Here is a 25,489-nt window from a genome sequence, read left to right as displayed (position 1 = left end):
TAAATTAGTATTTATGTTATCTGGGCATTTATTCCGAATAATCGAAAGAAGAGGTCTATAGTAATGAAAAAGAAAATCCTATTTTGGATATTAGGAATTATAGGAGTATTAATTATAGGTGGAGGGGTTTACGCCTATACTGTATACTCATCTGTTTCCAAAACATTAGATGAAGTTCATAAGCCTTTGAAGCGTGATCAAGGTAATAAGCAAGAGGAGAAAATCAGTAATTCTCAGCCGGTTTCAATTTTATTATTAGGTGCTGATGAGCGCGGTGAAGATAAAGGGCGTTCAGATTCTTTAATGATTATTACATTAAATCCTAAAAATAATTCCATGAAAACAGTAAGTATCCCACGTGATACGTATACTGAAATTGTTGGAAAAGGCAAAAGTGATAAAATCAACCATGCTTACGCATTTGGTGGCGTAGACATGTCTGTAGCGACAGTAGAAAAATTCTTAAATGTCCCTATTAACTACTATATTGAAGTGAACATGGAAGGATTTAAAGATATCGTAGATGCAGTCGGTGGTGTAGATGTAAATAACGATTTAGAATTTACACAAGATAAGCACCATTTTGCCAAAGGAAATATACATTTAACCGGTGATGAAGCTTTAGCGTTTACACGTATGCGAAAAGCAGACCCACGCGGTGACTTCGGTCGTCAAATGCGTCAACGTCAAGTGATGCAAGCTGTTATTAAGAAAGGCGCAAGCTTCTCTTCTCTAGCAAGCTATGGAGATGTGCTTACAGCAATTCAAAAGAATGTGAAAACAAACTTAACGCAAGATCAAATGTTTGATATGCAAAAGAATTATAAAAATTGTCTGCAGAACAGTGAGGATATCCAAATTCCAGGCGACGGTCACATAGCCGCTGATGGTATTTGGTACTACTATGTTCCAGATGCAGCAAAACAAGATTTAACGAATAAGTTAAGAGCACAGCTTGAATTGACTAAGTAATATGTAATAACCCAACTCCTTTGGAAGGAGTTGGGTTTATTTTTGCATGGATTTATATTAGTATTATATGTTGTGAGATTAATAGATGAGGTGAATCGATGAATAAGAAAGCGGTACTTGTCCTTGTTATTTTTGTAGTGTTTGTCGCTTCGATTGTGAGCGGTAAATTGTACTGGAATAAGAAAGTTGCGAATGCAACGGGGCAAACGAGTGAAGTAACGAAAACGAAGGCTGAAGTGAAAGATAGCGGAGCGAAGAAAGAAGAGAAAAAACAAGAAGCGAAGTCATCTTTTAATGAAGCATATGCGAAGAATTTACCCGATAAAGTGAAAGAGAAGTTGAAGAAAGCTGCTGAGGAGAAGAAGGCGGTAAATCTTGTTATTGTTGGTGATGAAGCTTCTTCATCTGAAAAAGATGCTTGGGCAGCTAAGTTAACAGCTAATTTAGAAACTGCTTACGGTAAAGGTTTATGGAATGTGACAGTAAAGGAATATAAGGGTGAAAGTACAGAAGAGTTAATCGCAAATAAGCGTGATAAAGAGATTGCGAAAGACAACCCAGATGTAATTTTATTTGAGCCACCATTTATTACTGATAATAGTAAAACTGGTAATGGGAACTCTGTTGCGAGTACACAGAAGTTCGTTCAGGCACTTTCTACTAGTGCAAAAGGCGCTACAATTATGATTCAACCACCAAACCCAGTGTATGGTGCGAAGAATTATCCGAAATCGATTGAAGCATTAAAACAATTTGCGACGCAAAATGGTTATGCATATGTTGATCATTGGGGCGCATGGCCTGATGCAACAACAAAAGCGATTTTACCGTACTTACAAGAAGAATTCGGTTTCCCAAGTGCTAAAGGGCATGAAGTTTGGGCGCAATACGTAACGGATTATTTTGTGGCTAAGTAATGAAGGGTATATAAAAGGTATACGAGCAATCGTATACCTTTTATATTAGTGAAGTAATTAAGAAATCCTAGTATATATGTAGGGGGAAAACAATGAACTCAATCTTAATCTGTGGCGGGGCTGGCTATATCGGTTCTCACGCTGTTAAAAAATTAGTAGATGAAGGTCTATCAGTAGTAGTAGTAGACAACCTACAAACTGGTCATGAAGATGCAATTACGGAAGGTGCGAAGTTTTATAATGGTGACCTTCGTGATAAAGCATTTTTAAGAGATGTTTTTAAACAAGAAAATATTGAGGCGGTTATGCATTTCGCAGCTGATTCTTTAGTTGGAGTTAGTATGGAGAAGCCTCTTCAATATTATAATAATAATGTTTATGGTGCACTTTGCTTGTTAGAGGTAATGGATGAGTTTAAAGTAGATAAGTTTATTTTCTCTTCTACTGCAGCAACTTATGGTGAAGTAGATGTAGACCTTATTACTGAGGAAACGATGACAAATCCGACGAATACATACGGAGAAACGAAGCTAGCAATAGAGAAGATGCTTCATTGGTATAGCCAAGCTTCAAATTTAAGATATAAGATTTTCAGATACTTTAACGTAGCTGGCGCAACGCCAAGTGGTATTATTGGGGAAGATCATCGTCCAGAGACACATTTGATTCCTCTTGTTTTACAAGTGGCGTTAGGTCAACGTGAGAAGATTATGATGTTTGGTGATGATTATAACACACCAGATGGTACTTGTATCCGTGATTATATTCATGTTGAAGATTTAGTGGCGGCTCATTTCTTAGGGCTTAAGGATCTGCAAAATGGCGGAGAAAGTGATTTCTACAACTTAGGAAATGGTAATGGTTTCAGTGTAAAAGAAATCGTTGATGCAGTTCGTGAAGTTACAAATCATGAAATTCCTGCTGAGGTGGCACCGCGCCGTGCGGGAGATCCAGCACGTTTAGTTGCTTCTTCTCAGAAGGCGAAAGAGAAGTTAGGATGGAACCCTGAGTATGTAAATGTGAAGACAATTATTGAGCATGCGTGGGATTGGCATCAAAAACAACCGAATGGATATACTAAATAAATATAGTAAGTGAAAGAGAGGCTATCGTCGACAAAATATGTTCGACAATACCCTCTCTTTTTTCGTATGATTTTTGCTATACTAAACTGTACTATAATACAGGATGGAAGGAGGAGAATGATGAAAATACTTGTAGTTGATGATGAATCGAGTATTCGTAATTTGATTCGGATGCAGTTAGAGATGGAAGGATATGAAGTATTGACGGCAGCTGACGGGAGAGAAGCTGTAGAGAGATGGAATGAGCAGCCGGATGTACTTATTTTAGATGTGATGCTTCCTGATACGGATGGGTATGAGTTATTACGTTTATTCCGGGAGAAGGATCGTGATATTCCGGTGCTGATGTTAACAGCGAAGAGTCAGATGAATGATAAGTTACTTGGTCTTCAGCTTGGAGCTGATGATTATGTGACGAAGCCTTTTAATTATGCTGAGCTTATTCTTCGTGTGAAGAATATGAGCAGGCGTGTGAAGAAGAAGGAGGCAGCTGTAAGTCACGAAGTAATTCGCGCAGGTGAGCTAGTGATTTGTCCTAAGGAGAGAAAGGTGCATGTCGAAGGACAAGAAATTCAGTTAACGTACCGGGAGTTTAATTTATGTCAGTTGTTTGTTTCGAATCCGCAGCGTGTTTTTATGAGGGATGAGTTGCTTGAGAAAGTATGGGGGTTTGAGTATATCGGAAATACGAGAGCGGTTGATATTATGGTGCAAAGACTTCGAAAGAAACTAGGGAATAGCGGAGAGTATATTAAGACGATTTATGGTGTTGGCTATAAGCTGGAGTGCTAAAAGGTGATGATATGTCTTTAAAACGAAATATGGTGTTTGGAATAGTTGGATTGTTGATTCCAATTCTTGTTCTTTTGTATGCAGTTGTTTATATTGCACTGGAGAAGAATGTGTATCATAATGCGGCGGATTCCTTAGAAAAGTTAAGTGTAGAAGCGCAAATTTATACAATGAATTATTTAGAGAAGGAAGCAGAAGTGGAGACACTAGGTCCTAATTCGCTTTTAATTGCTTCGTATTTAGCGAAGCGAATGGATATCCGTGTGCAGATGATTGGGAAGAATGGAGATGTTGTTGCGGATACACAAAAGGGAGCATTACTTCATCGAAATATCGATATTGAGAGTTCTTTGAAGGGAAAGAAATCCTATGTTTTCGAGGAGGGAGATCCAGCTCCAATTCTTTTGTTTTCAAGTCCAGTTTATTATGGAAACGATGTCATTGGGAGTATTCGTTTTATAAATGAGTTAACGGATGAGAAGGAAGTTTTAACAAATGTGAGTTGGACATTTTTAATAACGTCTCTTTGCCTAGTAGCTGCTGGTATTTTCTTTGCGATTCGTTTGGCGAAGTCTCTTCATAAACCAATTGATCAGTTAAGGCAAATGGCGCATCGGCTTGCGAATGGAGATTATGAAAGCAAGATTGAGCTGAATGAGTATGTGGAAATTGCGCAGCTTTCAGCGTCCTTTAATGCGATGGCTGATGGAATTGAACTACATATTAAGCAACTGAAGGAAGAGAAAGAGAAACAGAAAGATTTCTTAGACCGAATTACGCATGAGCTGAAAACACCGCTCACAGCGATTATCGGTTATGTTGATTTAATTCCGAAGTTACAATCGAAGGAAGATGTAAAGGAGAGTCTCCGTTATGTGGCTGTAGAAAGTGAGCGTTTGTTATCACTTGTAGAGGAATTACTTAAATCTTCGAAGTATGGGACGAGTACGTTTGAAGTGTCACCTACAGTTGTAAATATTAAAGAGTTAGCAGAAGAAGCAATTTCAATTGTGAAACCTCGATTGCAGCAGTTTGAAATTGAGGTTATGAATGAGTTAACGGAAGTACACGTCGTTGCGGATTTTGATAAGACGAAGCAAATTTTCTTGAATGTGCTTGATAATGCGATTAAATATAGTGATGCTACGCAAATTCGTATGAATGTAATTGTAAATGAGCAGGAAGCGAAAGTTTTTGTTCATGATGATGGTATTGGTATAGATGAAGGTGTGCTTGCAGAGTGGAACGAGTTTCCAGGAGGTAAGGTGATACCCTCTAGTTACGGGAATGGCTACGGCCTATATATTTGTCAGGAGATTATAAATAAACAGGGCGGAAGTATGCGAATTGAGAGTAGTGAAGAAATGGGAACTACAATATTTATTACATTTTTGCTTCCGAGACGGATGGAAGACATAAAAAACTTGAAAGCGGTTAAATGATACATTTATGAAACAATTATGCGGTATTTTCGAAACAACGTTTTTTTATCTTGGAGGTAGGCAGAAATGAAAAGGCTATCATTTCAAATTCTTATGTTTGTCTTTTGTATTATTGTTTCTCTTATTTTGTTTTATGTTATTGAGAAGCAAATATATAACCGAATCACAATTGTGGATGACAAACAAGCCGTTTTACAAAGAGTGAATGAGTCCCTTCCAATTGAAGTGAAAGTAAGGCATAGTAGGTGGGGAGAAATTGTTGTAACCGATGAAGTTCGGTTGCATACGATTGTTTCATTCTTTGACCGAATTCGAATAGAGCCGAGAGAAGCGAAGAGTCAAGAACAAGTATTTACTGGAGAAGTAACGTACTTGAATGGACATAAACGTACTTTTGCAGTAGGTGACTTGTTCCAGTATGAGGCGAACATATACGGGAAGAATGGTACGGATCCGATGATCTCAGCATTCCAAACGTATTTGTTAAGCCTGTATTATACACCAGAACGTATTAGTGATTTTTTTGCGTCAGCAAAGGATGTCATAGTACGCCAAGGTGATGTAGTACGTACTATAAATCTTACGTACATACTTGACTCTATTCGGTACGCAAAGCAAATTACAGATTACGGAGAAATTCAGAAATTATTACAGTCACAGAATGAGCCAATCGCTTATATTACTGCTTATAAAACAGGCAAACGTGTAAAGAATGAGCGGGAGGATATTCTAACTATTTCTGTGTATCCATCGTACTTTGTTGTGCAATACCTCGGTGATAACAACGGGAATGTCATGTATATGAAAGGCTCCCTAGCAGAGTTATTTGTAAAGGAGAATGTGTCATGAGAAAGATAGCCTTTTTCTTCTTTTTGCTAATAATCGGAGGAGCGATGTCTAGTTGCTCTCGAGATACATCCTCTATTAAATATAATAAAAGTGGTCTCCCTATTTTGAATGATCGTCATCTTGTTGCGTATGTAGCTGCTCGTGAAGAAGTTGGTGAAGCTTTGCTTTCGTCATTTTGTAAACCGCGTGGATGTACGTATGAATTTATTCGTCTTTCGACAGAAGAACTTCTTCGGAGAGTGGAAGAAGAAGCTGGAAACCCAAAAGCGGATATTATTATTGGTGGTACAGTAGATGCACATCAAATGATGAAGCAAAAAAATCTTTCTATTCCTGTGATGAGCCAACATGCGAATCGTATTTCAAAAGCTGTTAAAGATAAAGACGGCTATTGGTACGGTTATGAAGTGGAGAAACTGGCAATTGCGATTAATAAAGAGCGGTGGAATGAAGAAATAGCGCCGCTCGGTCTTCCGTATCCATCAAGGTGGCAAGATTTATTAGATCCTGTATATACGGGTAAGATTGTAATGCCAGATCCAAATGTTTCAGGTACAGCATATACGTTGTTTCAATCACTTATTGATACTTTAGGTGAAGAAGAGGCGAAAGCGTATGTAAAGAATCTTGCAGGGCAAGTTGGTGAAGTAACGGTGAATGGTTACATGCCTGCGGAACTTGTTGCGAGCGGTGAATATATGATAGGCGTCAATTTCATGGGAGATCAGAGAATGCTTCAAAAACAAGGCTTTCCAATTGTAAGTATCGTACCTGAGCAAACAGGTTTGTCTGTTAATGCGATTTCGAAACTAAAACGTGCACCGAGTGGTATTATTGCGGATTTATTTATTGATTATTGTTTATCAGAAGAAGCGGGGCACATTTTAGAAAAAGTTTCGTTTGGTGTACCGACGATGTTTGCGAAGAATGAGAAAGAAATAGAAGGACAGCCGGTTAGAAGGACGAACCAAAATATATCAAATAGTGGAATAATCGAGATATGGAATAGACAGCGTCTCTCTCAAAAGTGAGAAAAGGAGACGAGAGTATATGTTTAAATGGCTTAAGCCAGCACCTGCAATTGAGAGATTACCAGCGGATATGATCGCTAAAGTATATACATTACTACGTATTCGTGTGCTAATCGGAATTTCAGTTGGATATGCTGCTTATTATTTAGTGCGCAGTAACTTTACGTTATCAAGTACGTATTTAGTACAAGAATATGGTTTTAGTACAGCTCAAATTGGACTACTAGGTTCAGTAATGGCGATTGTTTATGGATTTAGTAAGTTCTTTATGGGGAATTTATCAGATAAAGCTTTTGCCCAGCGCTTTATCGCAGTCGGATTATTCTTATCAGGGCTTGTAAATATTTGTTTCGGGTTTGCATCTTCATTTGGAATGATCGTTACATTACTTGTCCTGAACGGTATTGTACAAGGTATGGGAGCACCACCTTGTAGTATCGTTATGACGAAATGGTTCTCGAAGAAAGAACGTGGTACGAAAACAGGTATTTGGAATATTTCACATAACGTTGGCGGAATGCTTGTGCCACCACTTGTTGGAATTGGTGTAGGTATTTTTGGTGAAAATCATTGGCAAGGCGGCGTGTTTATTTTCCCAGCGATTATCGCTATGGTAATTTCAGTTCTTGTTTGGATCAATGCGAAGGATACACCAGAATCTGAAGGTCTTCCTCCAATTGATGAGTATCGTAATGACTATGAAAATCTTGAAAAAGCAGACAATGCTAATAAGATGTCACCAAAAGAAATTTTAATGAAATATGTAGTGAAAAATAAGTTCGTTTGGTACTTATGTATTGCAAATGCATTTGTTTATTTAATTCGTTTCGGTGTTATTAACTGGGTTCCACTTTATTTAACGACAGTAAAAGGTTTCTCAAAAGCAGAAGCGCATGCTGCATACGCGATTTTTGAAGGGATGGCAATTCCAAGTTCATTAATCGTTGGTCTTTTAAGTGATAAGTTATTTAAAGGAAAACGTATGCCATTATGTATTATTAGTATGGCCGGAGTTGTTATTGGTACGGTTGTATATTGGCAAGCATCTAGCGTACTTGTTGTAAGTATTGCAGTTTCTATTATCGGTTGTTTAATTTACGTACCACAGTTCTTAATCGGTTTAAGTGCGATGGAATTAGTGCCGAAGTTTGCAGTAGGTACAACAGTTGGTATGTGTGGTCTGTTCGGTTATGTAGGCGGAAGTCTTGTAGCAAACGCAGCAATTGGTGTTATTGTTGATCGTTCTGGCTGGGATGGCTGTTTCATCTTACTACTAGCAGGCGGTATTTTATCAACAGTATTCTTATTTATCGTTCAACGTGGACATGAGAGAAAAGGTCCTAAAGTGGCGTAATATTTTATTCGGAAAAGCGATTCAATCATTATTTTGAATCGCTTTTTTTATATAAGGTAATCTTTCCTTAAAACTATCTTAAAAGATAGGATGTCATATTCCTAATCATTGGAATTTTTGTTACAATATAAATGAATGTGTAAAACTTTGTAAAAAAAATGTAATAATATGCATTTTGTTTTCAGAAAGTTTTATACAATTCGGGTATCTATTAAACTATTAAGTTATAAAAGGAGAGAGAATATGTTACCAAATACGGTTCGTACTCCAAACAAGAAGAAGAAATGGATTATTATCGGGGTTATTGCACTAATTGTTATTGTAGCAGCAGTTAATATTTTTGTGATGCAAGGTAAGAAGAAAGGCGCAGCGAATACGGATGCTGTAAGTTTTGAGAAAGTGACAGAGCGTAAGCTGAATAATACGAAGTTAATTTCGGGTCAGGTGAAGCCCGGGAATATCGAAAGTTTCTATGCGGATCCGACTAAAGGAAAAGTGAAAGATATTGCGGTGAAAGAAGGACAAGAGGTAGAGAAGGGAACGAAGTTATTCTCTTATGATAATGAAGAAATTAATTTGCAAATGAAGCAAGCTGAGCTTGATCAGAAGATGGCAGATATGCGTTATGATCAAGGAAAAAAGAAGATTGATTCGTTGAAGAAAGAAATTAAGAAGGCGAAAGATAGCGGAGCTGGGAAAGAAGTAACAGATCCGATGGACGAGCAAGTAAGTGAGTTAGAAATACAGCAAAAAACAACTGATCTTGAGAAAGAAAAAGGGAAGCTGCAAAAAGAAGAGTTAAATAAAAAGCAGAACGAGCTTACGATTTATAGTAATTTTGCTGGTGTTGTTCAAAAGTTAGATAAAGATGCGGCGCAAAGTTCATCTCAAACGTTAGGTGGTCAAGGGAAGGCATTCTTACAAGTTGCTTCTAAAGATCCGTTCCAGGTTCAAGGGACATTAACAGAACTTCAGAAGTCACAAATTCAAAAGGATCAAACGTTTACTGTAACGGCGAAAGCAAATAATAAGAAGAAGTGGACAGGTAAGATTACAGAAGTAAGTGAATTCCCAACAAGTGCAGAGATGGCTCAATCGGCTGGTCTAGGTGAAGCGACTCAAAATATGTCTCAATATACATATAAAGCAAGTCTGGATAGTCAAGATGGTTTATCTCCAGGTTATCACGTTTCTTTACAAGTAAATTTAGAGAATAAGACGATGATTGCTGTGCCAAGTAAGAGCATTGTAGAAAAAGGCGAAGATGCATTTGTTTATATTGAAGACAAAGGAAAACTTCGTAAACAAAATGTGAAAAAAGGTTCTACTGATGGAGACTGGACAGAGGTTGTTGAAGGCGTAACAGTGGGGCAAAAGGTGGTTAAAAATCCTTCCGACAACGTGTATGACGGAATGGAAGTGAAAGAGAAATGATTACGTTAAATAATATTTCTAAAACGTATTATCAAGGGAAATTGGCAGTGCCGATTTTACATGGTATTAGTTTAACGATTCAAAGTGGTGAGTTTGTTTCTATTATGGGGCCGTCTGGTTCTGGTAAATCAACGCTTATGAATATTATCGGTTGTTTAGATCGTCCAACAGAAGGCGAATATATGCTGAATGATGTGAATATCTTAACAGCAGACGAGTCAAAGCTTGCTTTAATTCGTAATGAATATATCGGCTTCGTATTTCAGCATTTTAATTTATTACCGCGTCTTTCCGCAGTGGAAAACGTTGAACTTCCGCTCATCTATGGTGGAGTGAAGAAAGCAGAGCGTCGTCAAAGAGCTCTTGAAGCGCTGGGGAAAGTTGGATTATCAGATAGAGTACACCATTTGCCTAGTGAATTATCGGGTGGACAGAAGCAGCGTGTCGCTATTGCGAGATCGATTGCAAATAATCCAACGTTTATTATGGCTGATGAGCCAACTGGTGCGCTTGATACGAAGTCTGGTGGGCAAGTTATGGATATTTTTACAAAGCTAAATGCAGAAGGCACAACGATTGTTATGGTTACACATGAAGAGGAAGTAGCGGCTTATTCGTCTCGCCGGATTGTGCTGCGAGATGGGGAAATTACAGAAGATAGAAGGTGTGCAGTATGAGCTTACTAGATAGTATGAAAATTGCCTTATCTTCTATTTTGGCTCATAAACTGCGATCTGCTCTTACGATGCTCGGTATTATTATCGGCGTTGGTTCTATTATTACTGTCGTTGCGATTGGACAAGGCGGAGAAGCGATGTTGAAGTCAAAAATCGCTGGTTCTGGTAATAACCTTATGCCAATTCAATTTAAACCGGATATTAATGATGAATTTAGTATGGGGGGGCATCAAGTCCCGAAATTAACAGAAGAAGATATTATGGAAGTAAAGCAAATTAAAGATGTTTCTCATGTTATTACGACGAATAATACGATGGAAACAATGGATATTAATGATAAAAAATCAATGATTAATGTTATTGGACTTGATAGTGAGTATTTTCAAGTAAATAAAGTGAAAATGGTCAAAGGGCGCTCACTAAATGAATCAGATATTTCGCAAGGGAATAACGTTGTGATGATTAGTACGAAGGCAGAAGAGACGTTATTTAAGGATGAAAATCCAGTAGGGAAAATTATTGAAATGAAAGGACAGCCGATGCAAATTATCGGTGTCTATAAATCAGATAATGAATTTATGGGATTCGAGACTGATGAAATGTTAATTCCTCTTACTTTATGGCCTGTTTTATACGGAACAGATGAAATTCAAAGTATCGCAATTCAATCTAAAAACGTAGACAATTTAGAAGCAGCGGGGAAAAAGGCTGTGGATGTATTAAATAGTCGTAAGCCAAGCGATATTCCAGGTAAATATGAATTGGTAAACTTAAAAGAGTTCCAAGAAGGTGTTTCTAAAGTAACTGGTATTATGACGATGATTATCGGTGGTATCGCTGGTATTTCACTAGTCGTTGGCGGTATTGGTGTAATGAACATTATGCTCGTATCTGTAACAGAGCGTACGCGCGAAATTGGGATACGTAAAGCGCTCGGAGCGACGCGTAGTAAAATTTTATTACAGTTTTTAATTGAAGCAGTTATGTTAACGCTTCTAGGTGGCTTGATTGGAATTGGTCTTGGATATGGCGGGGCATATATTGTTTCCACATTTGCAAAATGGCCACCGCTCGTTTCATGGGAAGTTGTCGTTGGAGGCGTATTGTTCTCTATGACACTCGGTATTATTTTTGGATTAATTCCAGCAAACAAAGCTGCGAAATTAGATCCAATTGAAGCACTTCGTTATGAGTAGATTATTAGTGTAGTAGAGAGGTTCTCTACTACACATCACCGTTCTAGTGGGCGGTTCGTAGCCTCTACATGAGGATGTGAACCGCCCGTTAGAACGGGTTATATAAAATAGAAGGAGGCGTTATGATGGAAGCGAATTTGAATACGCAAAAGGTTAGTGGAGAGAAGCCATCTTTATTTGGGATGATTACATCTCCAGGTGTGCAGTTTGAGAGAATGAAGACTAGTAATGCGGTTTGGGGTGCGTTTTTGATACTTGTTTTATTAGCGGGGATTGTAGGAGGACTTGCTTCTTATGTGTACTCTCTAACCCCTGAGGCAATTAAGGTTAATAAGGAGATAGGCATTAGTGTTACGCCTGCAATGGCGTTTGGTACGGGTGCAGTATTCGGTGCTATTGGTATGGCGGTAGGTTTCTTTATTAGCGCAGCAGTGTATAAAGTATTCATGATGTTTATGAGCAATGATACTTCTTATAAGAAATTATTAACAATTAGTGTATATTCAAGCATTATTTCATTACTTGGTTTATTAATAAATACAGTTTTAGCACTTGTTTTAGGCGGATCAGGTCAAGAAATGTACACTGGTTTAGGGCCAATTTTCGCTTCAAGTGGTGGTGTTGCAAAAGGTATTGCAAATAATATTGAAGTGTTTACAATTTGGGGATTTGTTATAACGTGGTTAGGTCTTCAAATTACAGCTGGTTTAAGTAAAAAGAAAGCAACAATTCTTATGGTTATCTTCTTCATCTTAACTATTGGATTTGGTGCGTTAAAAGGAATGTTCCAATAATAAAATAAAAAAGGTGGCTCTTCTGAGAGTCACCTTTTTTATTTTTACCCCTATTTCAAATACCTCCAGCAGAATTTCAAATTCTACCTAGTGTAATTTCAAATTCCGGCATCAGCAGTTGAAATTACCTACAATGAAATTTCTTTTCTCTTTTTATATTGTAGAGGTACCGCGGAATAACGAAGAGGTATACCTTTTAGAAACGGGTACTGTGTGAAGCCAGCGACTTTTACAGAGACGGTTGTTTTGTATGAAGGTATGATTATTAATCAAATAAAGAAGTTAGGTATTTATCAAGATTATGAAGAGTATTATCAATGTGGTTTAATTGGTCTTTGGTATGCGTATGAAAGGTATGATGCGGAGAAAGGAAGTTTTCCTGCATATGCAGTTGTAACGGTACGTGGTTATATATTGGAGAGATTGAAGAAAGAGTGTGTGGTGCAAGAGAGGTATGTATGCGTAGGAGAGTATGAGGAACGATTTGAGTGTGAAGATGCGGGAACGAGAGCGAAGGACTTTATGAGTGTGTTAGATGAGAGGGAGAGGCACATTATTTCAGAGCGATTCTTTACAGGGAAAAAGATTGGAGAGATAGCTACCGAAATGGGGATGACGTACTATCAAACGAGATGGGTATATCGACAAGCGCTTGAGAAAATGAGAGATAGTGTAATGATGTAACAATAAGAATGGAAGGAAAGAAAAATATCTCCTTCCATTCTTATTTATTATTTTAAGGTAGTAAATATAACGGGAGGTTTTTTAAGTGTAGTAAATCTTTCAAGTTCATCTGGGATAATACATGTCCTGTTTTCAAAAATTGTTGCTTTAACTTATGGGTACTTATGTGCATTGTTACGGTAGTTCCGTTTAAAAAATGAATGTTAGCTTTGTTAATTTTTTTGGAAAACTCTATATCATCTATATGATTATAGAACAACCAAATGCAGTTTGGAGACGAAGGAGATTCTGTTGGGAACGCACAAATATATTCCCTGTGATTAATCGGAATCGGCACATTTTGTTTGAGCTTAAAGTTTGCTTGTATTGCATCACGTCTACCTTGATAAGTAGAATGAACAGTTGTTAGACAAGATTTCTTGATGAGTTGTAGACCTGTTTGGCAAGAGTACAGATGGTTACCGCTACTGTCGATAATTTTTGTACGGTAATAAGGGTGTTTGTACGGCTCAAGCATCATTGTAGAACTAGAAATAAAAATATTACTTTCATTATCCATAAGTCTAAATCCTCCTCTATATAAGTTTTTTATTCTGAATATAATTATATACAAATTATATGAATTTACTGTTAATCTTCTGTTGCGTATTGTAAATTTTTATTGTTGGTTTACAATCAATAGATGATGGTCTTTCTAATTTGCATCGCTTGTACATATATATGAAAATAGAAAAGAGTAGGCGGTGAGATAGTATGAAGAAAAAGTATATTATTATTATGGCTCTTGTCGTTGTTCTCCTAGTTTATTTAGCAAATAGTAACCCGAGTAAAGGGGAATATACAGATTGGGCAGCAAAACAATTTATGAAGCGTAATGATGTGAGTAAGAAGCTAGACGAGGTTGAGAAAGAAAACAAAGAGGGTCTGCTTGGCGACTTAGCATCGGCGGGTAAAAAATTGGCAAATAAGTATGTTGAGCCACAAGTTGGGTTAGTAATCGATCATTATACAAAGCGAAATGATTATATTTTCTTCTCAACATATACGACCGAGTTTGATTTAGGCGGAGAGAATTATAAATACGTTTGCGTTGGTTTTTCCAAAATCTTTATCCCGATTGAAATGCCGAAGAAAAAAGACGAATCTGCGAAATGATGCAGATTCGTCTTTTTGATTTACGGAGTAATAGAAACTTCAGATACGTTTCTTTCTACGAGGCGTGCTCCTTTTTTACGGGTGTTTTCACCAATTGATGAAAAAACAGACGATGAAAGAATTGTATCCATTACTTCATTTACTACTTGTGTATTGACCGGTGTGGTGGGATTATCGATAGAAAAAACAACTGTTTTTCCATCTTCTTTCGCGAAAATTAACTCGAGTACTTGCATTCTTTATTCACTCCTTTTTATTTATCTCGCTATTTGTGGGAGTCTTACTGCCCGTAAAATCCTCACTGATTAAAGTTTCACTTTATAGATTAGAAAGATCTGACGTACTTACAAGTTGTACAGCGTGAAGTGGTGATCCTTGTAATGAAGCAAGGGCGCGTGCTACTGCATGTACTTTTTCTAAATCTGCATTTGTTTTAACGCGTTTGAATTGCTTGTTCTTAACAACTGTTTTTCCGTTTTTGTCTAATCCGCCATTTAATACGAGACGTAAAGTTAAGTCCATTACGATTTGTTCAACTGCCATGTTTATCACCCCCTTTCACTTTATAAATAGGGAGTGAATGTCATGTTTTGGCGTGAAATTTTTTCTTTTTTTTGGTACTCTTATAAGAACAAGAGAGGAGTTTTCGGGAGAATGAATCGTAAATGGTTATTTTGGATTCCTGTATTATTATGGATGGGGCTTATTTTCTATTCTTCAGCACAGCCATATAAAAAACAGGATATGCGCTCGAATATTGAGCAATATGTAAATGTTGAGTTTGTGAAAGAGCATTTTTCATGGGTATCTATCGATTATGGCGGAGGTACACCTGTTAGTATCGCAAATAAAGGTGTAGGTGGCTTTATTGAGTTTTTCCTTCGTAAAGGTGCTCATTTTATGGTGTTCTTTATGCTTGGTTCATTGATATATTATGCTTTTCATCGATCGGGTTGTTCGAGAAAACGGTGCTTTGTGTACGCCCTCCTTTTCGTTGCAGGATATGCAACATTTGATGAAATCCATCAATGGTTTACAGGGGATCGTACACCGATGTGGCAAGATTCATTGCTTGATACGTGCGGCGGATTAATAGGAATTATAATAAGCAATTGGTTTTGGCATAGAAAAAGGAGCTAATCTCAGTTAGAGATTTGCTCCTTTTTGATTTATACACCAAGTAATTCTTTTAGTTCGTCTGTTGATAGTTCAGTCATCCAACTATCGCTTGTAATGACGGCGTTATTTAGTGATTGTTTTCGTTCTAACATTTCATCAATTTTCTCTTCAAGTGTTCCTGTTGTAATAAGTTTATGAACGTGAACGAAGCGTTTTTGACCAATACGATATGCACGGTCTGTTGCTTGGTTTTCTACAGCTGGATTCCACCAACGGTCATAGTGAATGACATGGTTGGCAGCAGTTAAGTTCAATCCTGTTCCACCAGCTTTTAACGATAAGATGAAAATATCATACGTTCCATTTTGGAATTGCTCAATCATCTTGTCACGTTCTTTCTTCGGTACGCTACCGTTTAGGAAGAGGACGCGCTGACCGAATGTTTCCTCTAATACACTCTTTAGCATATTTCCCATACCAATATATTGAGTAAAGATTAAACAGCTTTCGTTTTGGTCTTTTATATTTTCGATGAGTTCCATTAGCGTTTTTGTTTTCATAGAACGTTCGACGATGTTTTGTGGTTCTGTTTCTTTCAAATAAAGAGCTGGATGATTACAAATTTGTTTTAGTTTGTTCAGCATAAGTAATATAAATCCGCGTCTTTCAATCCCGCTTAATCCTTCTACATTTTGCAATGTATCTTGAACAAGTTGTTCGTATAAGGAAGCCTGTTCACCAGTTAGTGGACAGTAAGCTTTCTGTTCTTGTTTATCTGGTAAGTTTAATGCGACTGTTTGATCTTTTTTCGTACGACGCAATAAAAATGGCGAGATAAATCGTTGTACTTGTTGGATTTTTCCTTCATCACGGTCCTTTTCGATAGGTGTGACGAAGCGGCGCTGGAATTGTCCTAAGCTTCCGAGATACCCATGGTTGATAAAGTCGAAAATGGACCAAAGCTCAGCAAGTCGGTTTTCCATCGGTGTACCGGTTAAAGCAATTTTGTGATTTGCTTGTAGGTTTCTTACTGCTTTCGATTGTTTCGTATGTGGGTTTTTTATATTTTGTGCTTCGTCTAAAATAACAGCGTCCCAGCATAGCGTACTAAGTTCTTCTTCATCAAGCTGAGCTAATGCATAAGAAGTTAACACGACATCTGCCGATTGAAGAAAGTCTTTAAATGACTCTTCTTTAGCTCGGTTACTTCCATAATGTAACTGAACACGTAAATTCGGTGCGAAACGCTCAAATTCTTTTTGCCAATTTCCAAGAACTGATGTTGGCGCCACAATTAATGCAGGGCCTGTTTGGAGATTGTTTTCTTTAGCATATAGTAAGTAAGCTATCGTTTGAATACTTTTTCCAAGACCCATATCATCGGCCAATAATGCTCCAAATCCAAGCTCTCGTAAGTATAGTAACCATTCAATCCCGTGTTGTTGATACGGACGGAGTGTTGCCTGTAGTGAAGATGGTACATCTACTTTTGGAATATCTCCAATGTGCAGAAGTTTTTGGAAAAGCTCTTCGTAATATCCATCTAGCTCGATTTCAATGTCGGTAAACGGGCTATCGTCTTCTACGATTTCTGTTTCCGCCGTATTAGATAAATGTTGCTGGAGAACGTCTTTCATTTCTAGTCCATATTTATCGGCACGGTTCATTAGTTTCTTTACTTCTTCAATAAAGGCAGGATCAAGTCTCATCCATTGACCATTTAAATTGAAAAGACGTTTGTTCTGTTCAACGAGTTCGAAAAATTCGCTTTCTGATAAATCAATCCCGTCTGTTGAAATGCGCCAATCGAAATTAACGAGCGTATTCATGCCGAAGAAAGATTGTGTTTGTGCTGTACTTTGCTTCAGCTGTACGCGTAATTTCGGTTTGGTTGCTTTTAAATTTTGCCACCATGATGGTAGTAAAATCGTAATGCCTGCTGCAAGTAATTCATTACTTGCCTCTGTTAAGAAATTCCAAGCTTCAGTTTCAAAGAGTTCTTCTCGGAACTTGCCGCCCTCTTTTAACCAAGGTACGAGCTTACTGAATCCTTCTTGCGTTTCAATAATCCGCTCTTCGTAATCGTGCCATCTTTTTGGCAAGGAATCGATACTTTCATATACATATATGCGATGCGCACCACGTTTTGGCGTAACGACTGTTTCGAGCTTCCACATTTCAAATTCTTCTTGTGGTTCTTGCAATCTTAAACCAACTGTAAATGGCAGGTCATCTTCAATATAACCAATTTTTCGAAGCCAATCTTCTTCATGTAGCGCTGTCTCCAATTGCCTTTTCGTAAAGTCGTAATGTTCGTATAGTCTCTTTGCATCTTCCCAGCCGTCATTTGAGCGAGTGTCTTGCAAGATACTTTCGTTCACCGCTGAAGTGAAAAGAGATGCTAATGTTTCATCATCGATTGGGGTATTTTGAACAATCCAAGATGGCTGATGAGACCAACGCTTCATATCGGGCACGAAGCTTCCACTTACGAAAGCGTCCCATAATTCATTTGCGTCCTTTGTAAGGGCTGTAATAGGACCGTTCATTTGAATATTTGCAAAAGAGTTCATCGGTTTATTTGCGATGTATTCAAATGCTTGCACATTCGTTAGCATAACGCCTTGTTTTCCTTCATATGTTGCCTCTTTTAAAAACGTACCGTAGAAGGAGGTAGAGTGCCATGTGAATGCATTTTGTTTCCAAGTTGCTACGGATAAGGGAGTACCGCTATCATCTTCTCCCCAAAGGAACCAACCTTGACTAACGTGCTGGAGCCTAATTGTTACTTCAGTTTGTATGATCATCGATTAATTTTCCTCTCCGTAATTCCTCTTGTAGTGCACGCAGACGTGAATGTAAGTTAGCGATATGAATAATGAAGGCATCCCATTCATCAGTTCGCTTCAGTCGTTTATAAAGCATACGTAATTTCTTTAAGTAACGAACGGCACGTCTATATGATTTGCGATTGCGCTCTTCAATTGCTGCCGTTGCGGCAAGGTGATAAAGAGGAAGTGCTGCTTCAGGCGCTTCTTTTTCAATATCTTTCAATGGTTCTTTCAAAAGCTCGATTGCCTCAAATCCATGTAATAGATGAAGCTCCGCCCATGTACGGTATTGTTTCTTCGCTAGTACGTATTGTTCATAGTTCGCGAAACTATACGGTAATAGTTCTTGTAAAATCATTTCTAATCCCGCTTGTTCATTCGTATGCGTTGCATATGTTTCATACATCATTACAAATAAACGAACGATATCTTGTATGAAGACAGTATTTTCTTGTTCATGTATTGTTTGCTTTACTTGTTTATACGTAAAGGAAAGCCAGTTTTTAGCACGATCCCACTGCATCGCACTTAATAACTCTTCTAACCAATAAAAGTAAAGGCTCACAACAGAAGCAGGCTGTTTCTCAAGTAATTCCATTGCTAATAGATCTTCGTTATTTAAAAAGAGCAGATGAGAAGATGCCAATGTTTTGGAAAGTGGATTGATTTTTGCATCGATTCGTTTTTCTTCTTCTAGTAGCTGTTCTTCTGTTCTTAACAGTTCACCCCATATGTGACGATAAATGAAGAATCGTTCTTGTGTATAGGAATCGGTAGAGAAGAATACTTCATGTACGAGACGAACTGTTTCTTGTAAAATCAGTTCAGATTCTGCCGGAATCGCTTCTGTTTTTAAGTCCCGAACGATGGATTCAACTTTATCGACGAATAGACGGACGACGTTAACTGGCTGGTGATAAGAATACAGTTTGTTTACTTCAAATTCTTGAATTTCTTCTAATAATTTTTGAAAGCAATAAAGTGCCGCATGCAACTTAAATAATTCATGTATAGCAATGATGCGCGGGGCTTTCCGTTCTAATTTTGTATAGAAGTCTGTAAAAAGACTCATAAGAAAATACATTTGTTTATAAGTGAGCCGCTTCTGTTCTTTTTTAAATGATTCATATTCATTTTCAAAGTACGATTGCCAACTTTTATAATCCGTTTCTTCAAAAGCAGATGATTGCAATACTTGCCTTGCAGTTCGAATAGGAGGAAGGGAAGGTTTCGTATTATTTTTGAATAAAGTTAATACATCTCCTACCTGTCCGAAACTTGAAGCCGCAGATAGCAATACAGCGAGCATATGCTCACATTGCGTTGGTGCGAAGCAATCGCAATAGCTTTCAGCAACATTACGAATCGGGATGTGAACGCTATATACACTGCCTCCAGCATCTACAGTTCCTGATAGCGTATAGCCATCAAAGTCAACGTTATAGACAACACCACTACGATACAGGTGCCGAGCTGTAGCGACATGTTCTTGATCAGCTACTTGCTGCGGGTCAAGCCCTTGAACGAACTCGTTCGCAATCATCATAATTTCATCTTTCGTAATTGAGTGTTGCAGCATAATTTTCCTCCGTACACAGATTTCTTTCCTTTACCATTATAAACAAAAAATGCTCAAAACAGAAAAAATGAAATTCTAATTACACATTTAGAAAATCATGGTAATATATATAATGTTAATTTGTATATTACTATATATTTATAGGAGGAGAAGTCGTTTGTCAGATTTACAGACTAAATTAGGTAGTGGGATGAATAAGCTACAAGAGGGAATAGAACAAGGAAAGATGAAGCTACAGGTTGCACAAGAAATTGCTCAGTTGAAAAAAGGAATGCAAGTGCAGATGCAGAAAAAAGCAGAGGTTCTATTAGAGCTTGGACAGCAAGTATATGTTCAATTAAGAGGAAATGGAGTAAATGAAGCGAGTTTAAAAGAAATGATTGCTCCAATTCAAGAGTTTGATGTTGCTATTTATCAAGCGAGAAAACGAATAGTTGAACTGCAAAAGCAACAAGGTGAGAAAGCAACATGTGAATGTGGTGGATCTTTATCAATGAATGATAAGTTTTGTGGTTCATGTGGAAAGCCTAATCCGATGTTAGCAGTAGAAAATAACAGCGAAAAGGCAAATTGTATTACATGTAATGAGCATATCGATAAAGACTCTACTTACTGCCCGGTTTGTGGAATTAAGCAAAGTGGGGAGTGAATAAGATGTATTGTCGCACGTGCGGAAAACAACATGGTGAAGAAGTAAACTATTGTCCAAATGAAGGAAGTATGGAAATCGCAGGAGCTTTAGATGCAGTGACTCTAGAACAAGAGGCTGCTAAGTATTGCAAAGGTTGCGGTAATGAAAATGCTCAGCAAAATTTATATTGCCAAAAGTGTGGACATTCTTTATTTATTGTGAAGAAAAAAGAACAAACTGTAAAATTACCTACGATGGACAGCGCTCCTAAAGTTGAATTCACAGCAGATAAAGCAGTTTTAAAAACAGGATTGATTGGTGGAGCTGTTGCAAGTATTCTCATGTTAGTTGCTGGTTGGATTGGAAGTTTATTATTTGCTTCTATATTAAGTGAGATGTTTAGCAAATTTGCAAAAGAATTAGAAATGCTACCGAATTTTTATACAAGTGCAACTTCAACGTTATTAAATTACCATTTACTTGGTTTTTCAGCTGGTGATGATAGTGGATTGATTTTATCCTTATCTTGGCATACTCCATTCTTTTTATTATTAATTATTCCATTCATTGTCTTGGCTGGAACAGGAATATGGTTAGGGAAACAGCGCGTTGCAAAAACGATTAAGGACCAAATGTTTATAGCGGCAACAGTCGGTATTATCTATGGAGTCTTCTTATTTATCGTAAGTTTTATAGCATCACAATCTTTTGCAATTCCGTTCTCAGATGCAGGTAAGATAACAGTTGGTTATTCAGCTGTAAAGAGTTTACTGAGCGGTTTTGTATGTGGAACATTATTTACTTTAGTAGGATTTATTGCTCATACAAGCAAAAACAATATGGCAGCAGCATTTCAAGAGTTAATGCCATATGGAGCATCTATTTATTATGGGATGTCAGCTATGATAAAAGGTCTTTTAGTAACAGCGGTAGTTGTATGTATTATGGCATTAGTAAGTAAGGAAGACAGTATTGAACCATTAAAAGAAATGACTTCTTCAAAAACTCAAAGCACATTATTGGCGCTAGAACTAACACCTCAATTATGGAGTATGGCTCATTTTGCTCCGTTAGAAGTATCAAGTCCAGCATTCAGTCGGGAATTTACTGGAATAAGTAAGAAATCGAAATCATCTGAGAACAAATTAGCATTTTCATTTGTATCAGGCATCTCTGTAAATGGCGTAGGGGTTAAAGATATAATGGTTTCGCAAGGAGCGAATCAGGAAGATATTGCTGAATTTGATGAAGTGAATAGCGTATTCCATTATGGTTTATTACTGCTTATTATTCCATTGTTCCTTATGTTTAGAGCGGGAAGAAAGTTAGCAGAATTACCGACTGCCAATATGTATATTACATTAGCGGTATGCAGTGGTTCTTATACAATTATGATGATTATAATGAATATGCTTTCTAAGTTCCAAATTGATGTTTCAGGAACTGTAACGAGTTTATTTGGAGCAAGTGGAACAGTATTATCTATGCAAAATTCATTTGTATACTTAACATTATGTAGTTTTATTGTGACATATGTAGCGGCATTTGCCGGAATGAAATTAGCAAAAAAATAGGGGGAGAGCATATTGAAGTTTTGTGGAACATGTAATAAGCAGGTTGCAGACCATTTGAACTTTTGTCCTGAGTGTGGAAGTAAAGTAGAAGTAATCGTCGATAACACTGCTGCTTCGCACATGGAATTACAAACTGAGACAAAACCAGTGAAAAGTAAGAAAAATTTATTTTTAATCATCGGTTTCGTCATAATTGCTGCTTTATTATTTGGGGCATATAAATTTGGGGCACATAAGTTTTCAAAAGAAAAGCAAGTGAATGTAATGATTGAAGCATTCCAAAAGAAAGATGTCAATGCAATCGACGAGTTTGTGAAAGTAGATGATCCAAGCTTAAAGGTGAAGACAGAAGATATTAAAGCGTACTTACGTTATTTAAAGGATAATCCTTCGTACAATAAAGAGTTATTGTCTTATTTACAACGAGAGACAGTAGATCAAAAGTTAGCAAAGGATAAAGCATCCTTTAAAGACGGGCAAATTATAGAAGACGGGAAAGAGTGGTTCTTATATCCAAAGTATAAGTTCAGCTTGAAATCTTATTATATGAGTGTTAGCACAACTGCAAAGAATGCTGAAATATATGTGAATGATAAAAAAGAAACAGAGCTTTCTAGTGATAAAACTTCGAAAGAAATGGGTCCATACTTCCCTGGTGCTTATGTTGTAAAGGCAAAGGCGAAGACAGAACTTGCTGAATTAGAGACGGAAAAAGAAGTAGATTTAGCAGATGAAAAGAATGGAAAAGTAGAAGTGAATTTATCACTTGAAGGAAATTATGTAACCATTTCTTCTGATGAAAGCGACGCAACAGTTTTTGTGAACGGTAAAAAACGAGGGAAATTAAGTTATGGAAGTTATAAACTTGGTCCTGTACCGACAGATGAAACGGTTGAAGTACATTTAGAGAAAAACACTGATTTTGGTGTCATTAAATCCGAAAGCATCAAAGTTGGAGAACAAAGCACATATTATTTAAAGTTCCCGAAAGAAACGTCAAGCTCTGCAGTTGGTGAATTTGTGCGAAAACATATTTATGATAATGTGCGCGCGATTTCGTTAAATGATTTTAGCTTAATTGAAAATAATTATGATAAGAGTGGGAAATCGTATAAGGAAGATCGTGATTACTTACAATATCTAAACAAAAAAGGAATTAAAGAAGATTTATTAACAATGGATATTCGTAATGTAGAGCGTCAAAGTGAAACGAAATATAAAGTAACAACATATGAAGAGTACCATATTCGATACGGTGATGGATCTGTGAAGTTCAAAAGTTTTAATAACGAACATATTGTAACCGTGAATGGAAATGGAAAGATGCTGTATCATTCCCTTGGTGCAAATAATACGTTGAAATCAGAGGAAGTATCTGGTCCGACTCGTTAATGTAAGAAAGACTATCTCTTTTAATTGAGATAGTCTTTTTTTGCAATTAGGAGCGTGTTTGCTTTAATATCGCTTGTACATATGGATCATTTAATATTTGTTCAACTAGCGGTAGCATTTCTTGCTCGAATGGAATATCGATAGGGAATGGTTTTTGAGAGCCAGGTTTTATTCCATATTGTACGATTTTGTAATGTGTATTTGCTTCATGGCCTAGCACAATTAATTTATAACGCTTGTCATCGTTTGTGAGTGAGAAGTCAATTGCGATGGCGTTATATGTTACATCATCTTTATATATGTACGTTTTTGGTGTACCGACCCAGTCTACTTTTGCTTGTAAATTCATCGGCCTAGCCTCCTTATAGCTATTATAAAAAAATAAAAGCCAGCTCTCAACAAAGAGAACTGGCTTGTCATTTAGCAGTCATTGGTTATTTTAAAATTTTCACTTTAACAGATTTACGTCCCCATTTGTTAGCAGCTGCATCAGAGCCAACTAAAACGTCGATACGGTTACCTTTAATTGCACCGCCAGTATCACCAGCGATAGCTTCTCCATATCCTTCTACCCATACTTTAGATCCTAATGGGATTATTTTCGGGTCAACAGCGATCATTTTCATGTTTGGGTTCGCTGTTAGGTCATGACCCATTGCAGTTAATACACGGCCGCCGTATGTGCCACCGTTTTCGCTCGGATGAGCTGTATATGCTGTAGCTACAACTGTTAAATCACGACCATCAGAAGGTTCGTTAGTTTCAGCAGCTTTCACAGCAGGCTTAGCAGCTGTTTTTACTGGTGCAGGCGCTTGAGCCTTAGCAGGTGCTTCAGCTTTAGCAGGAGCAGGCGTTTCTTGTTTCTCGATAACAGGTGCTGTACCTGTTAAGAAAGGAACATGAACGTAAGCTGTTTTCCCGTTATATTCAAATTGTAACCACTCATTTTGTACTTGGTTCGTTGTTTCGATCATATCGTCTTTCTTAAGCGTCCCAAGAATTTCTGAGTTTGTGTTCGCTTCAGCACGTACGTTTAATACGTTAGCTGTTACGTAGTAAGAGCTTTTTGTAAACTCTGTACTTACGAATGCGTCTTTACCATCTAATTTGATTTGTGACCATCCGTTTTCTGTATTTAGAACATCTAATTTATGACCATTTAGTAATTTACCGACAACTTTTGATTCAGTAGTAGGGTTTTCTCGTACGTTTAGTACGTCTGTTGTAACAACAGTTTCTGCGCTAGCAGATGATGTGAAAATCCCAAGACCAAAAACTGCTGCTGTTGCTATACCAATTAATTTTTTCATGATAGCCTCCATTGCGTTTGTTTTCGTGTCCTCATTATAGCAACAGATTTTTTCGGATTTAGGGAAAACACACAATTACAAACCATTCGTAATGAGTCGTTAACACTTTGTAACATAGCAAGAAATGAAGGAAAGCGTTTTTCATTCCATGCAATTATTAGGTTTCTAGTTGTATTCAAAATATTTAATACAACATATTTTTTTCGGTGTAAATAAAAGTATTACAGGAATGTTACGTAATGTTTACTAAACGGTTACAATCCTTGAGTATTTTACCGTTTTATGGGTAATATAGTTATATAAACATAAATATCTCGTTTGTGAAGTTATAAACACGCGCTATGTACTAGCAAAAAAACCGCATAATTGTTACAAGAAGAAAGGGCTGTAAGGAATAAATCTGCCCTTTTTTACAACTGTAACACATCCTTTTTTGGGGGAATCTCTTCCCATCCGCATTTTTCTCACGCAATTTGACAGCAGTATTCCTATCTTGTAGCTCTTGCAGAGTGAAAAGGTTGTACGGAAGGTAAGGCTGTCCATAAGAATTCTAATTGGTGAAGGCAAAACTGAGAGAACCGAAAGAAAATCACCGCAAAAACTATAGTTTTCTATCCGATTTAACATATCGGAATTTATGCTATTTACATACAAGGAATGAAACATACGAA

General features: G+C 37.3%; 25 protein-coding genes. 18 read left to right on the top strand and 7 right to left on the bottom strand.

Going from position 1 to position 25,489, the window contains the following annotated elements; all coding sequences use genetic code 11:
* Window positions 1–63 precede the first annotated feature (63 nt).
* The 13 genes from tagU (at window position 64) to ACTFQM_RS20875 (ending at window position 13,227) form a co-directional block, all read left to right on the top strand.
* The gene (gene tagU / locus ACTFQM_RS20935) at window positions 64–972 is read left to right on the top strand and encodes a polyisoprenyl-teichoic acid--peptidoglycan teichoic acid transferase TagU (RefSeq protein ID WP_440036105.1); all 909 of its coding nucleotides are present in this window, start codon (window positions 64–66) and stop codon (window positions 970–972) included.
* Window positions 973–1,070: 98 nt separating this feature from the next.
* Entirely contained in the window at window positions 1,071–1,889 is an 819-nt protein-coding gene (locus ACTFQM_RS20930) for an SGNH/GDSL hydrolase family protein (protein WP_440036104.1), read from the top strand.
* Window positions 1,890–1,981: 92 nt separating this feature from the next.
* The gene (gene galE / locus ACTFQM_RS20925; protein ID WP_440036103.1) at window positions 1,982–2,974 is read left to right on the top strand and encodes a UDP-glucose 4-epimerase GalE; all 993 of its coding nucleotides are present in this window, start codon (window positions 1,982–1,984) and stop codon (window positions 2,972–2,974) included.
* 120 nt (window positions 2,975–3,094) lie between these two features.
* A complete protein-coding gene (locus ACTFQM_RS20920; RefSeq protein WP_440036101.1) occupies window positions 3,095–3,766 on the top strand; it encodes a response regulator transcription factor in 672 nt (223 codons plus the stop codon).
* Between the two features lie 11 nt (window positions 3,767–3,777).
* The gene (locus ACTFQM_RS20915) at window positions 3,778–5,208 is read left to right on the top strand and encodes a HAMP domain-containing sensor histidine kinase (RefSeq protein ID WP_427356518.1); all 1,431 of its coding nucleotides are present in this window, start codon (window positions 3,778–3,780) and stop codon (window positions 5,206–5,208) included.
* Window positions 5,209–5,274: 66 nt separating this feature from the next.
* Entirely contained in the window at window positions 5,275–6,057 is a 783-nt protein-coding gene (locus ACTFQM_RS20910) for a DUF3919 family protein (RefSeq protein WP_440036099.1), read from the top strand.
* Window positions 6,054–7,088, top strand: a complete 1,035-nt coding sequence (locus ACTFQM_RS20905; protein WP_440036098.1) for an ABC transporter substrate-binding protein — start codon at window positions 6,054–6,056, stop codon at window positions 7,086–7,088. The genes ACTFQM_RS20910 and ACTFQM_RS20905 overlap by 4 nt, the downstream gene beginning before the upstream one ends.
* Before the next feature lie 19 nt (window positions 7,089–7,107).
* Window positions 7,108–8,442 carry an MFS transporter gene (locus ACTFQM_RS20900; protein ID WP_265622848.1) on the top strand — a complete coding sequence of 445 codons (1,335 nt, stop codon included), beginning with the start codon at window positions 7,108–7,110 and terminating at the stop codon, window positions 8,440–8,442.
* 243 nt (window positions 8,443–8,685) lie between these two features.
* Window positions 8,686–9,876, top strand: coding sequence for an efflux RND transporter periplasmic adaptor subunit (locus tag ACTFQM_RS20895; RefSeq protein WP_440036097.1), 1,191 nt, complete (start codon window positions 8,686–8,688; stop codon window positions 9,874–9,876).
* The gene (locus ACTFQM_RS20890) at window positions 9,873–10,553 is read left to right on the top strand and encodes an ABC transporter ATP-binding protein (protein WP_440036096.1); all 681 of its coding nucleotides are present in this window, start codon (window positions 9,873–9,875) and stop codon (window positions 10,551–10,553) included. The genes ACTFQM_RS20895 and ACTFQM_RS20890 overlap by 4 nt, the downstream gene beginning before the upstream one ends.
* Entirely contained in the window at window positions 10,550–11,749 is a 1,200-nt protein-coding gene (locus ACTFQM_RS20885) for an ABC transporter permease (RefSeq protein ID WP_440036095.1), read from the top strand. The genes ACTFQM_RS20890 and ACTFQM_RS20885 overlap by 4 nt, the downstream gene beginning before the upstream one ends.
* Before the next feature lie 125 nt (window positions 11,750–11,874).
* Window positions 11,875–12,543: a Yip1 family protein gene (locus ACTFQM_RS20880; protein WP_440036183.1), complete on the top strand. Its 669-nt coding sequence runs from the start codon at window positions 11,875–11,877 to the stop codon at window positions 12,541–12,543.
* A gap of 213 nt (window positions 12,544–12,756) precedes the next feature.
* Window positions 12,757–13,227 (top strand): sigma-70 family RNA polymerase sigma factor, encoded by a 471-nt coding sequence (locus ACTFQM_RS20875; protein WP_440036094.1) that lies wholly within the window; start codon window positions 12,757–12,759, stop codon window positions 13,225–13,227.
* 52 nt (window positions 13,228–13,279) lie between these two features.
* On the opposite strand, the gene ACTFQM_RS20870 is transcribed toward ACTFQM_RS20875, so the two are convergent.
* Window positions 13,280–13,786, bottom strand: a complete 507-nt coding sequence (locus tag ACTFQM_RS20870) for a competence protein ComK (protein WP_440036093.1) — start codon at window positions 13,784–13,786, stop codon at window positions 13,280–13,282.
* 194 nt (window positions 13,787–13,980) lie between these two features.
* On the opposite strand from ACTFQM_RS20870, the gene ACTFQM_RS20865 reads away from it, so the two are divergent.
* Window positions 13,981–14,382, top strand: coding sequence for a DUF4359 domain-containing protein (locus ACTFQM_RS20865; protein WP_440036092.1), 402 nt, complete (start codon window positions 13,981–13,983; stop codon window positions 14,380–14,382).
* Between the two features lie 20 nt (window positions 14,383–14,402).
* Here ACTFQM_RS20865 and ACTFQM_RS20860 read toward each other — a convergent pair whose 3' ends face one another.
* Together ACTFQM_RS20860 and ACTFQM_RS20855 are read right to left on the bottom strand one after the other, a co-directional pair.
* On the bottom strand, window positions 14,403–14,618 hold the full coding sequence (locus ACTFQM_RS20860) for a DUF2922 domain-containing protein (protein ID WP_002174263.1): 216 nt from the start codon (window positions 14,616–14,618) through the stop codon (window positions 14,403–14,405).
* An 82-nt stretch (window positions 14,619–14,700) separates the two neighbouring features.
* Window positions 14,701–14,925, bottom strand: coding sequence for a DUF1659 domain-containing protein (locus tag ACTFQM_RS20855; protein ID WP_265622855.1), 225 nt, complete (start codon window positions 14,923–14,925; stop codon window positions 14,701–14,703).
* Window positions 14,926–15,036: 111 nt separating this feature from the next.
* On the opposite strand from ACTFQM_RS20855, the gene ACTFQM_RS20850 reads away from it, so the two are divergent.
* On the top strand, window positions 15,037–15,522 hold the full coding sequence (locus ACTFQM_RS20850; protein ID WP_440036091.1) for a VanZ family protein: 486 nt from the start codon (window positions 15,037–15,039) through the stop codon (window positions 15,520–15,522).
* Window positions 15,523–15,551: 29 nt separating this feature from the next.
* Here the strand turns inward: ACTFQM_RS20850 and ACTFQM_RS20845 are convergent, their stop codons facing one another.
* Together ACTFQM_RS20845 and ACTFQM_RS20840 are read right to left on the bottom strand one after the other, a co-directional pair.
* Window positions 15,552–18,308 (bottom strand): DEAD/DEAH box helicase, encoded by a 2,757-nt coding sequence (locus tag ACTFQM_RS20845; RefSeq protein ID WP_440036090.1) that lies wholly within the window; start codon window positions 18,306–18,308, stop codon window positions 15,552–15,554.
* Window positions 18,292–19,911, bottom strand: a complete 1,620-nt coding sequence (locus ACTFQM_RS20840; RefSeq protein WP_440036089.1) for an SWIM zinc finger family protein — start codon at window positions 19,909–19,911, stop codon at window positions 18,292–18,294. Before ACTFQM_RS20840 ends, ACTFQM_RS20845 begins: the two co-directional genes overlap by 17 nt.
* A 157-nt stretch (window positions 19,912–20,068) precedes the next feature.
* On the opposite strand from ACTFQM_RS20840, the gene ACTFQM_RS20835 reads away from it, so the two are divergent.
* The 3 genes from ACTFQM_RS20835 to ACTFQM_RS20825 are packed head-to-tail and all read left to right on the top strand — an operon-like array spanning window position 20,069 to window position 23,508.
* Window positions 20,069–20,560: a zinc ribbon domain-containing protein gene (locus tag ACTFQM_RS20835; protein ID WP_071717909.1), complete on the top strand. Its 492-nt coding sequence runs from the start codon at window positions 20,069–20,071 to the stop codon at window positions 20,558–20,560.
* 5 nt (window positions 20,561–20,565) lie between these two features.
* Window positions 20,566–22,116 (top strand): zinc ribbon domain-containing protein, encoded by a 1,551-nt coding sequence (locus tag ACTFQM_RS20830; RefSeq protein WP_440036088.1) that lies wholly within the window; start codon window positions 20,566–20,568, stop codon window positions 22,114–22,116.
* A 12-nt stretch (window positions 22,117–22,128) separates the two neighbouring features.
* Complete coding sequence (locus ACTFQM_RS20825) at window positions 22,129–23,508, top strand: zinc ribbon domain-containing protein (protein WP_440036087.1); 1,380 nt, start codon at window positions 22,129–22,131, stop codon at window positions 23,506–23,508.
* A gap of 46 nt (window positions 23,509–23,554) precedes the next feature.
* Here the strand turns inward: ACTFQM_RS20825 and ACTFQM_RS20820 are convergent, their stop codons facing one another.
* The gene (locus ACTFQM_RS20820; RefSeq protein WP_440036085.1) at window positions 23,555–23,857 is read right to left on the bottom strand and encodes a DUF3910 family protein; all 303 of its coding nucleotides are present in this window, start codon (window positions 23,855–23,857) and stop codon (window positions 23,555–23,557) included.
* An 85-nt stretch (window positions 23,858–23,942) separates the two neighbouring features.
* Window positions 23,943–24,818 (bottom strand): cell wall-binding protein EntA, encoded by an 876-nt coding sequence (locus tag ACTFQM_RS20815; protein ID WP_440036084.1) that lies wholly within the window; start codon window positions 24,816–24,818, stop codon window positions 23,943–23,945.
* Between the last annotated feature and the right edge of the window lie 671 nt (window positions 24,819–25,489).

This window comes from Bacillus cereus group sp. MYBK30-2 (genome assembly GCF_051915945.1).
GTDB classification, from domain to species: Bacteria; Bacillota; Bacilli; order Bacillales; family Bacillaceae_G; genus Bacillus_A; species Bacillus_A paramycoides.
The sequence above is the reverse complement of the archived record's forward strand: the minus strand, read 5'-3'. Positions and strand labels throughout refer to the sequence as shown.

Excerpts from the sequence above, each read along its gene's own strand:
- ACTFQM_RS20895 (WP_440036097.1), top strand. The coding sequence starts at position 8,686 with ATGTTACCAAATACGGTTCGTACTCCAAACAAGAAGAAGAAATGGATT.
- ACTFQM_RS20855 (WP_265622855.1), bottom strand. The coding sequence starts at position 14,925 with ATGGCAGTTGAACAAATCGTAATGGACTTAACTTTACGTCTCGTATTA.
- tagU (WP_440036105.1), top strand. The coding sequence starts at position 64 with ATGAAAAAGAAAATCCTATTTTGGATATTAGGAATTATAGGAGTATTA.
- ACTFQM_RS20830 (WP_440036088.1), top strand. The coding sequence starts at position 20,566 with ATGTATTGTCGCACGTGCGGAAAACAACATGGTGAAGAAGTAAACTAT.
- ACTFQM_RS20845 (WP_440036090.1), bottom strand. The coding sequence starts at position 18,308 with ATGATCATACAAACTGAAGTAACAATTAGGCTCCAGCACGTTAGTCAA.
- ACTFQM_RS20920 (WP_440036101.1), top strand. The coding sequence starts at position 3,095 with ATGAAAATACTTGTAGTTGATGATGAATCGAGTATTCGTAATTTGATT.
- ACTFQM_RS20915 (WP_427356518.1), top strand. The coding sequence starts at position 3,778 with ATGTCTTTAAAACGAAATATGGTGTTTGGAATAGTTGGATTGTTGATT.
- ACTFQM_RS20840 (WP_440036089.1), bottom strand. The coding sequence starts at position 19,911 with ATGCTGCAACACTCAATTACGAAAGATGAAATTATGATGATTGCGAAC.
- ACTFQM_RS20870 (WP_440036093.1), bottom strand. The coding sequence starts at position 13,786 with ATGGATAATGAAAGTAATATTTTTATTTCTAGTTCTACAATGATGCTT.
- ACTFQM_RS20930 (WP_440036104.1), top strand. The coding sequence starts at position 1,071 with ATGAATAAGAAAGCGGTACTTGTCCTTGTTATTTTTGTAGTGTTTGTC.
- ACTFQM_RS20815 (WP_440036084.1), bottom strand. The coding sequence starts at position 24,818 with ATGAAAAAATTAATTGGTATAGCAACAGCAGCAGTTTTTGGTCTTGGG.
- ACTFQM_RS20885 (WP_440036095.1), top strand. The coding sequence starts at position 10,550 with ATGAGCTTACTAGATAGTATGAAAATTGCCTTATCTTCTATTTTGGCT.
- ACTFQM_RS20850 (WP_440036091.1), top strand. The coding sequence starts at position 15,037 with ATGAATCGTAAATGGTTATTTTGGATTCCTGTATTATTATGGATGGGG.
- ACTFQM_RS20910 (WP_440036099.1), top strand. The coding sequence starts at position 5,275 with ATGAAAAGGCTATCATTTCAAATTCTTATGTTTGTCTTTTGTATTATT.
- ACTFQM_RS20865 (WP_440036092.1), top strand. The coding sequence starts at position 13,981 with ATGAAGAAAAAGTATATTATTATTATGGCTCTTGTCGTTGTTCTCCTA.
- ACTFQM_RS20880 (WP_440036183.1), top strand. The coding sequence starts at position 11,875 with ATGGAAGCGAATTTGAATACGCAAAAGGTTAGTGGAGAGAAGCCATCT.
- galE (WP_440036103.1), top strand. The coding sequence starts at position 1,982 with ATGAACTCAATCTTAATCTGTGGCGGGGCTGGCTATATCGGTTCTCAC.
- ACTFQM_RS20890 (WP_440036096.1), top strand. The coding sequence starts at position 9,873 with ATGATTACGTTAAATAATATTTCTAAAACGTATTATCAAGGGAAATTG.
- ACTFQM_RS20820 (WP_440036085.1), bottom strand. The coding sequence starts at position 23,857 with ATGAATTTACAAGCAAAAGTAGACTGGGTCGGTACACCAAAAACGTAC.
- ACTFQM_RS20900 (WP_265622848.1), top strand. The coding sequence starts at position 7,108 with ATGTTTAAATGGCTTAAGCCAGCACCTGCAATTGAGAGATTACCAGCG.
- ACTFQM_RS20860 (WP_002174263.1), bottom strand. The coding sequence starts at position 14,618 with ATGCAAGTACTCGAGTTAATTTTCGCGAAAGAAGATGGAAAAACAGTT.
- ACTFQM_RS20905 (WP_440036098.1), top strand. The coding sequence starts at position 6,054 with ATGAGAAAGATAGCCTTTTTCTTCTTTTTGCTAATAATCGGAGGAGCG.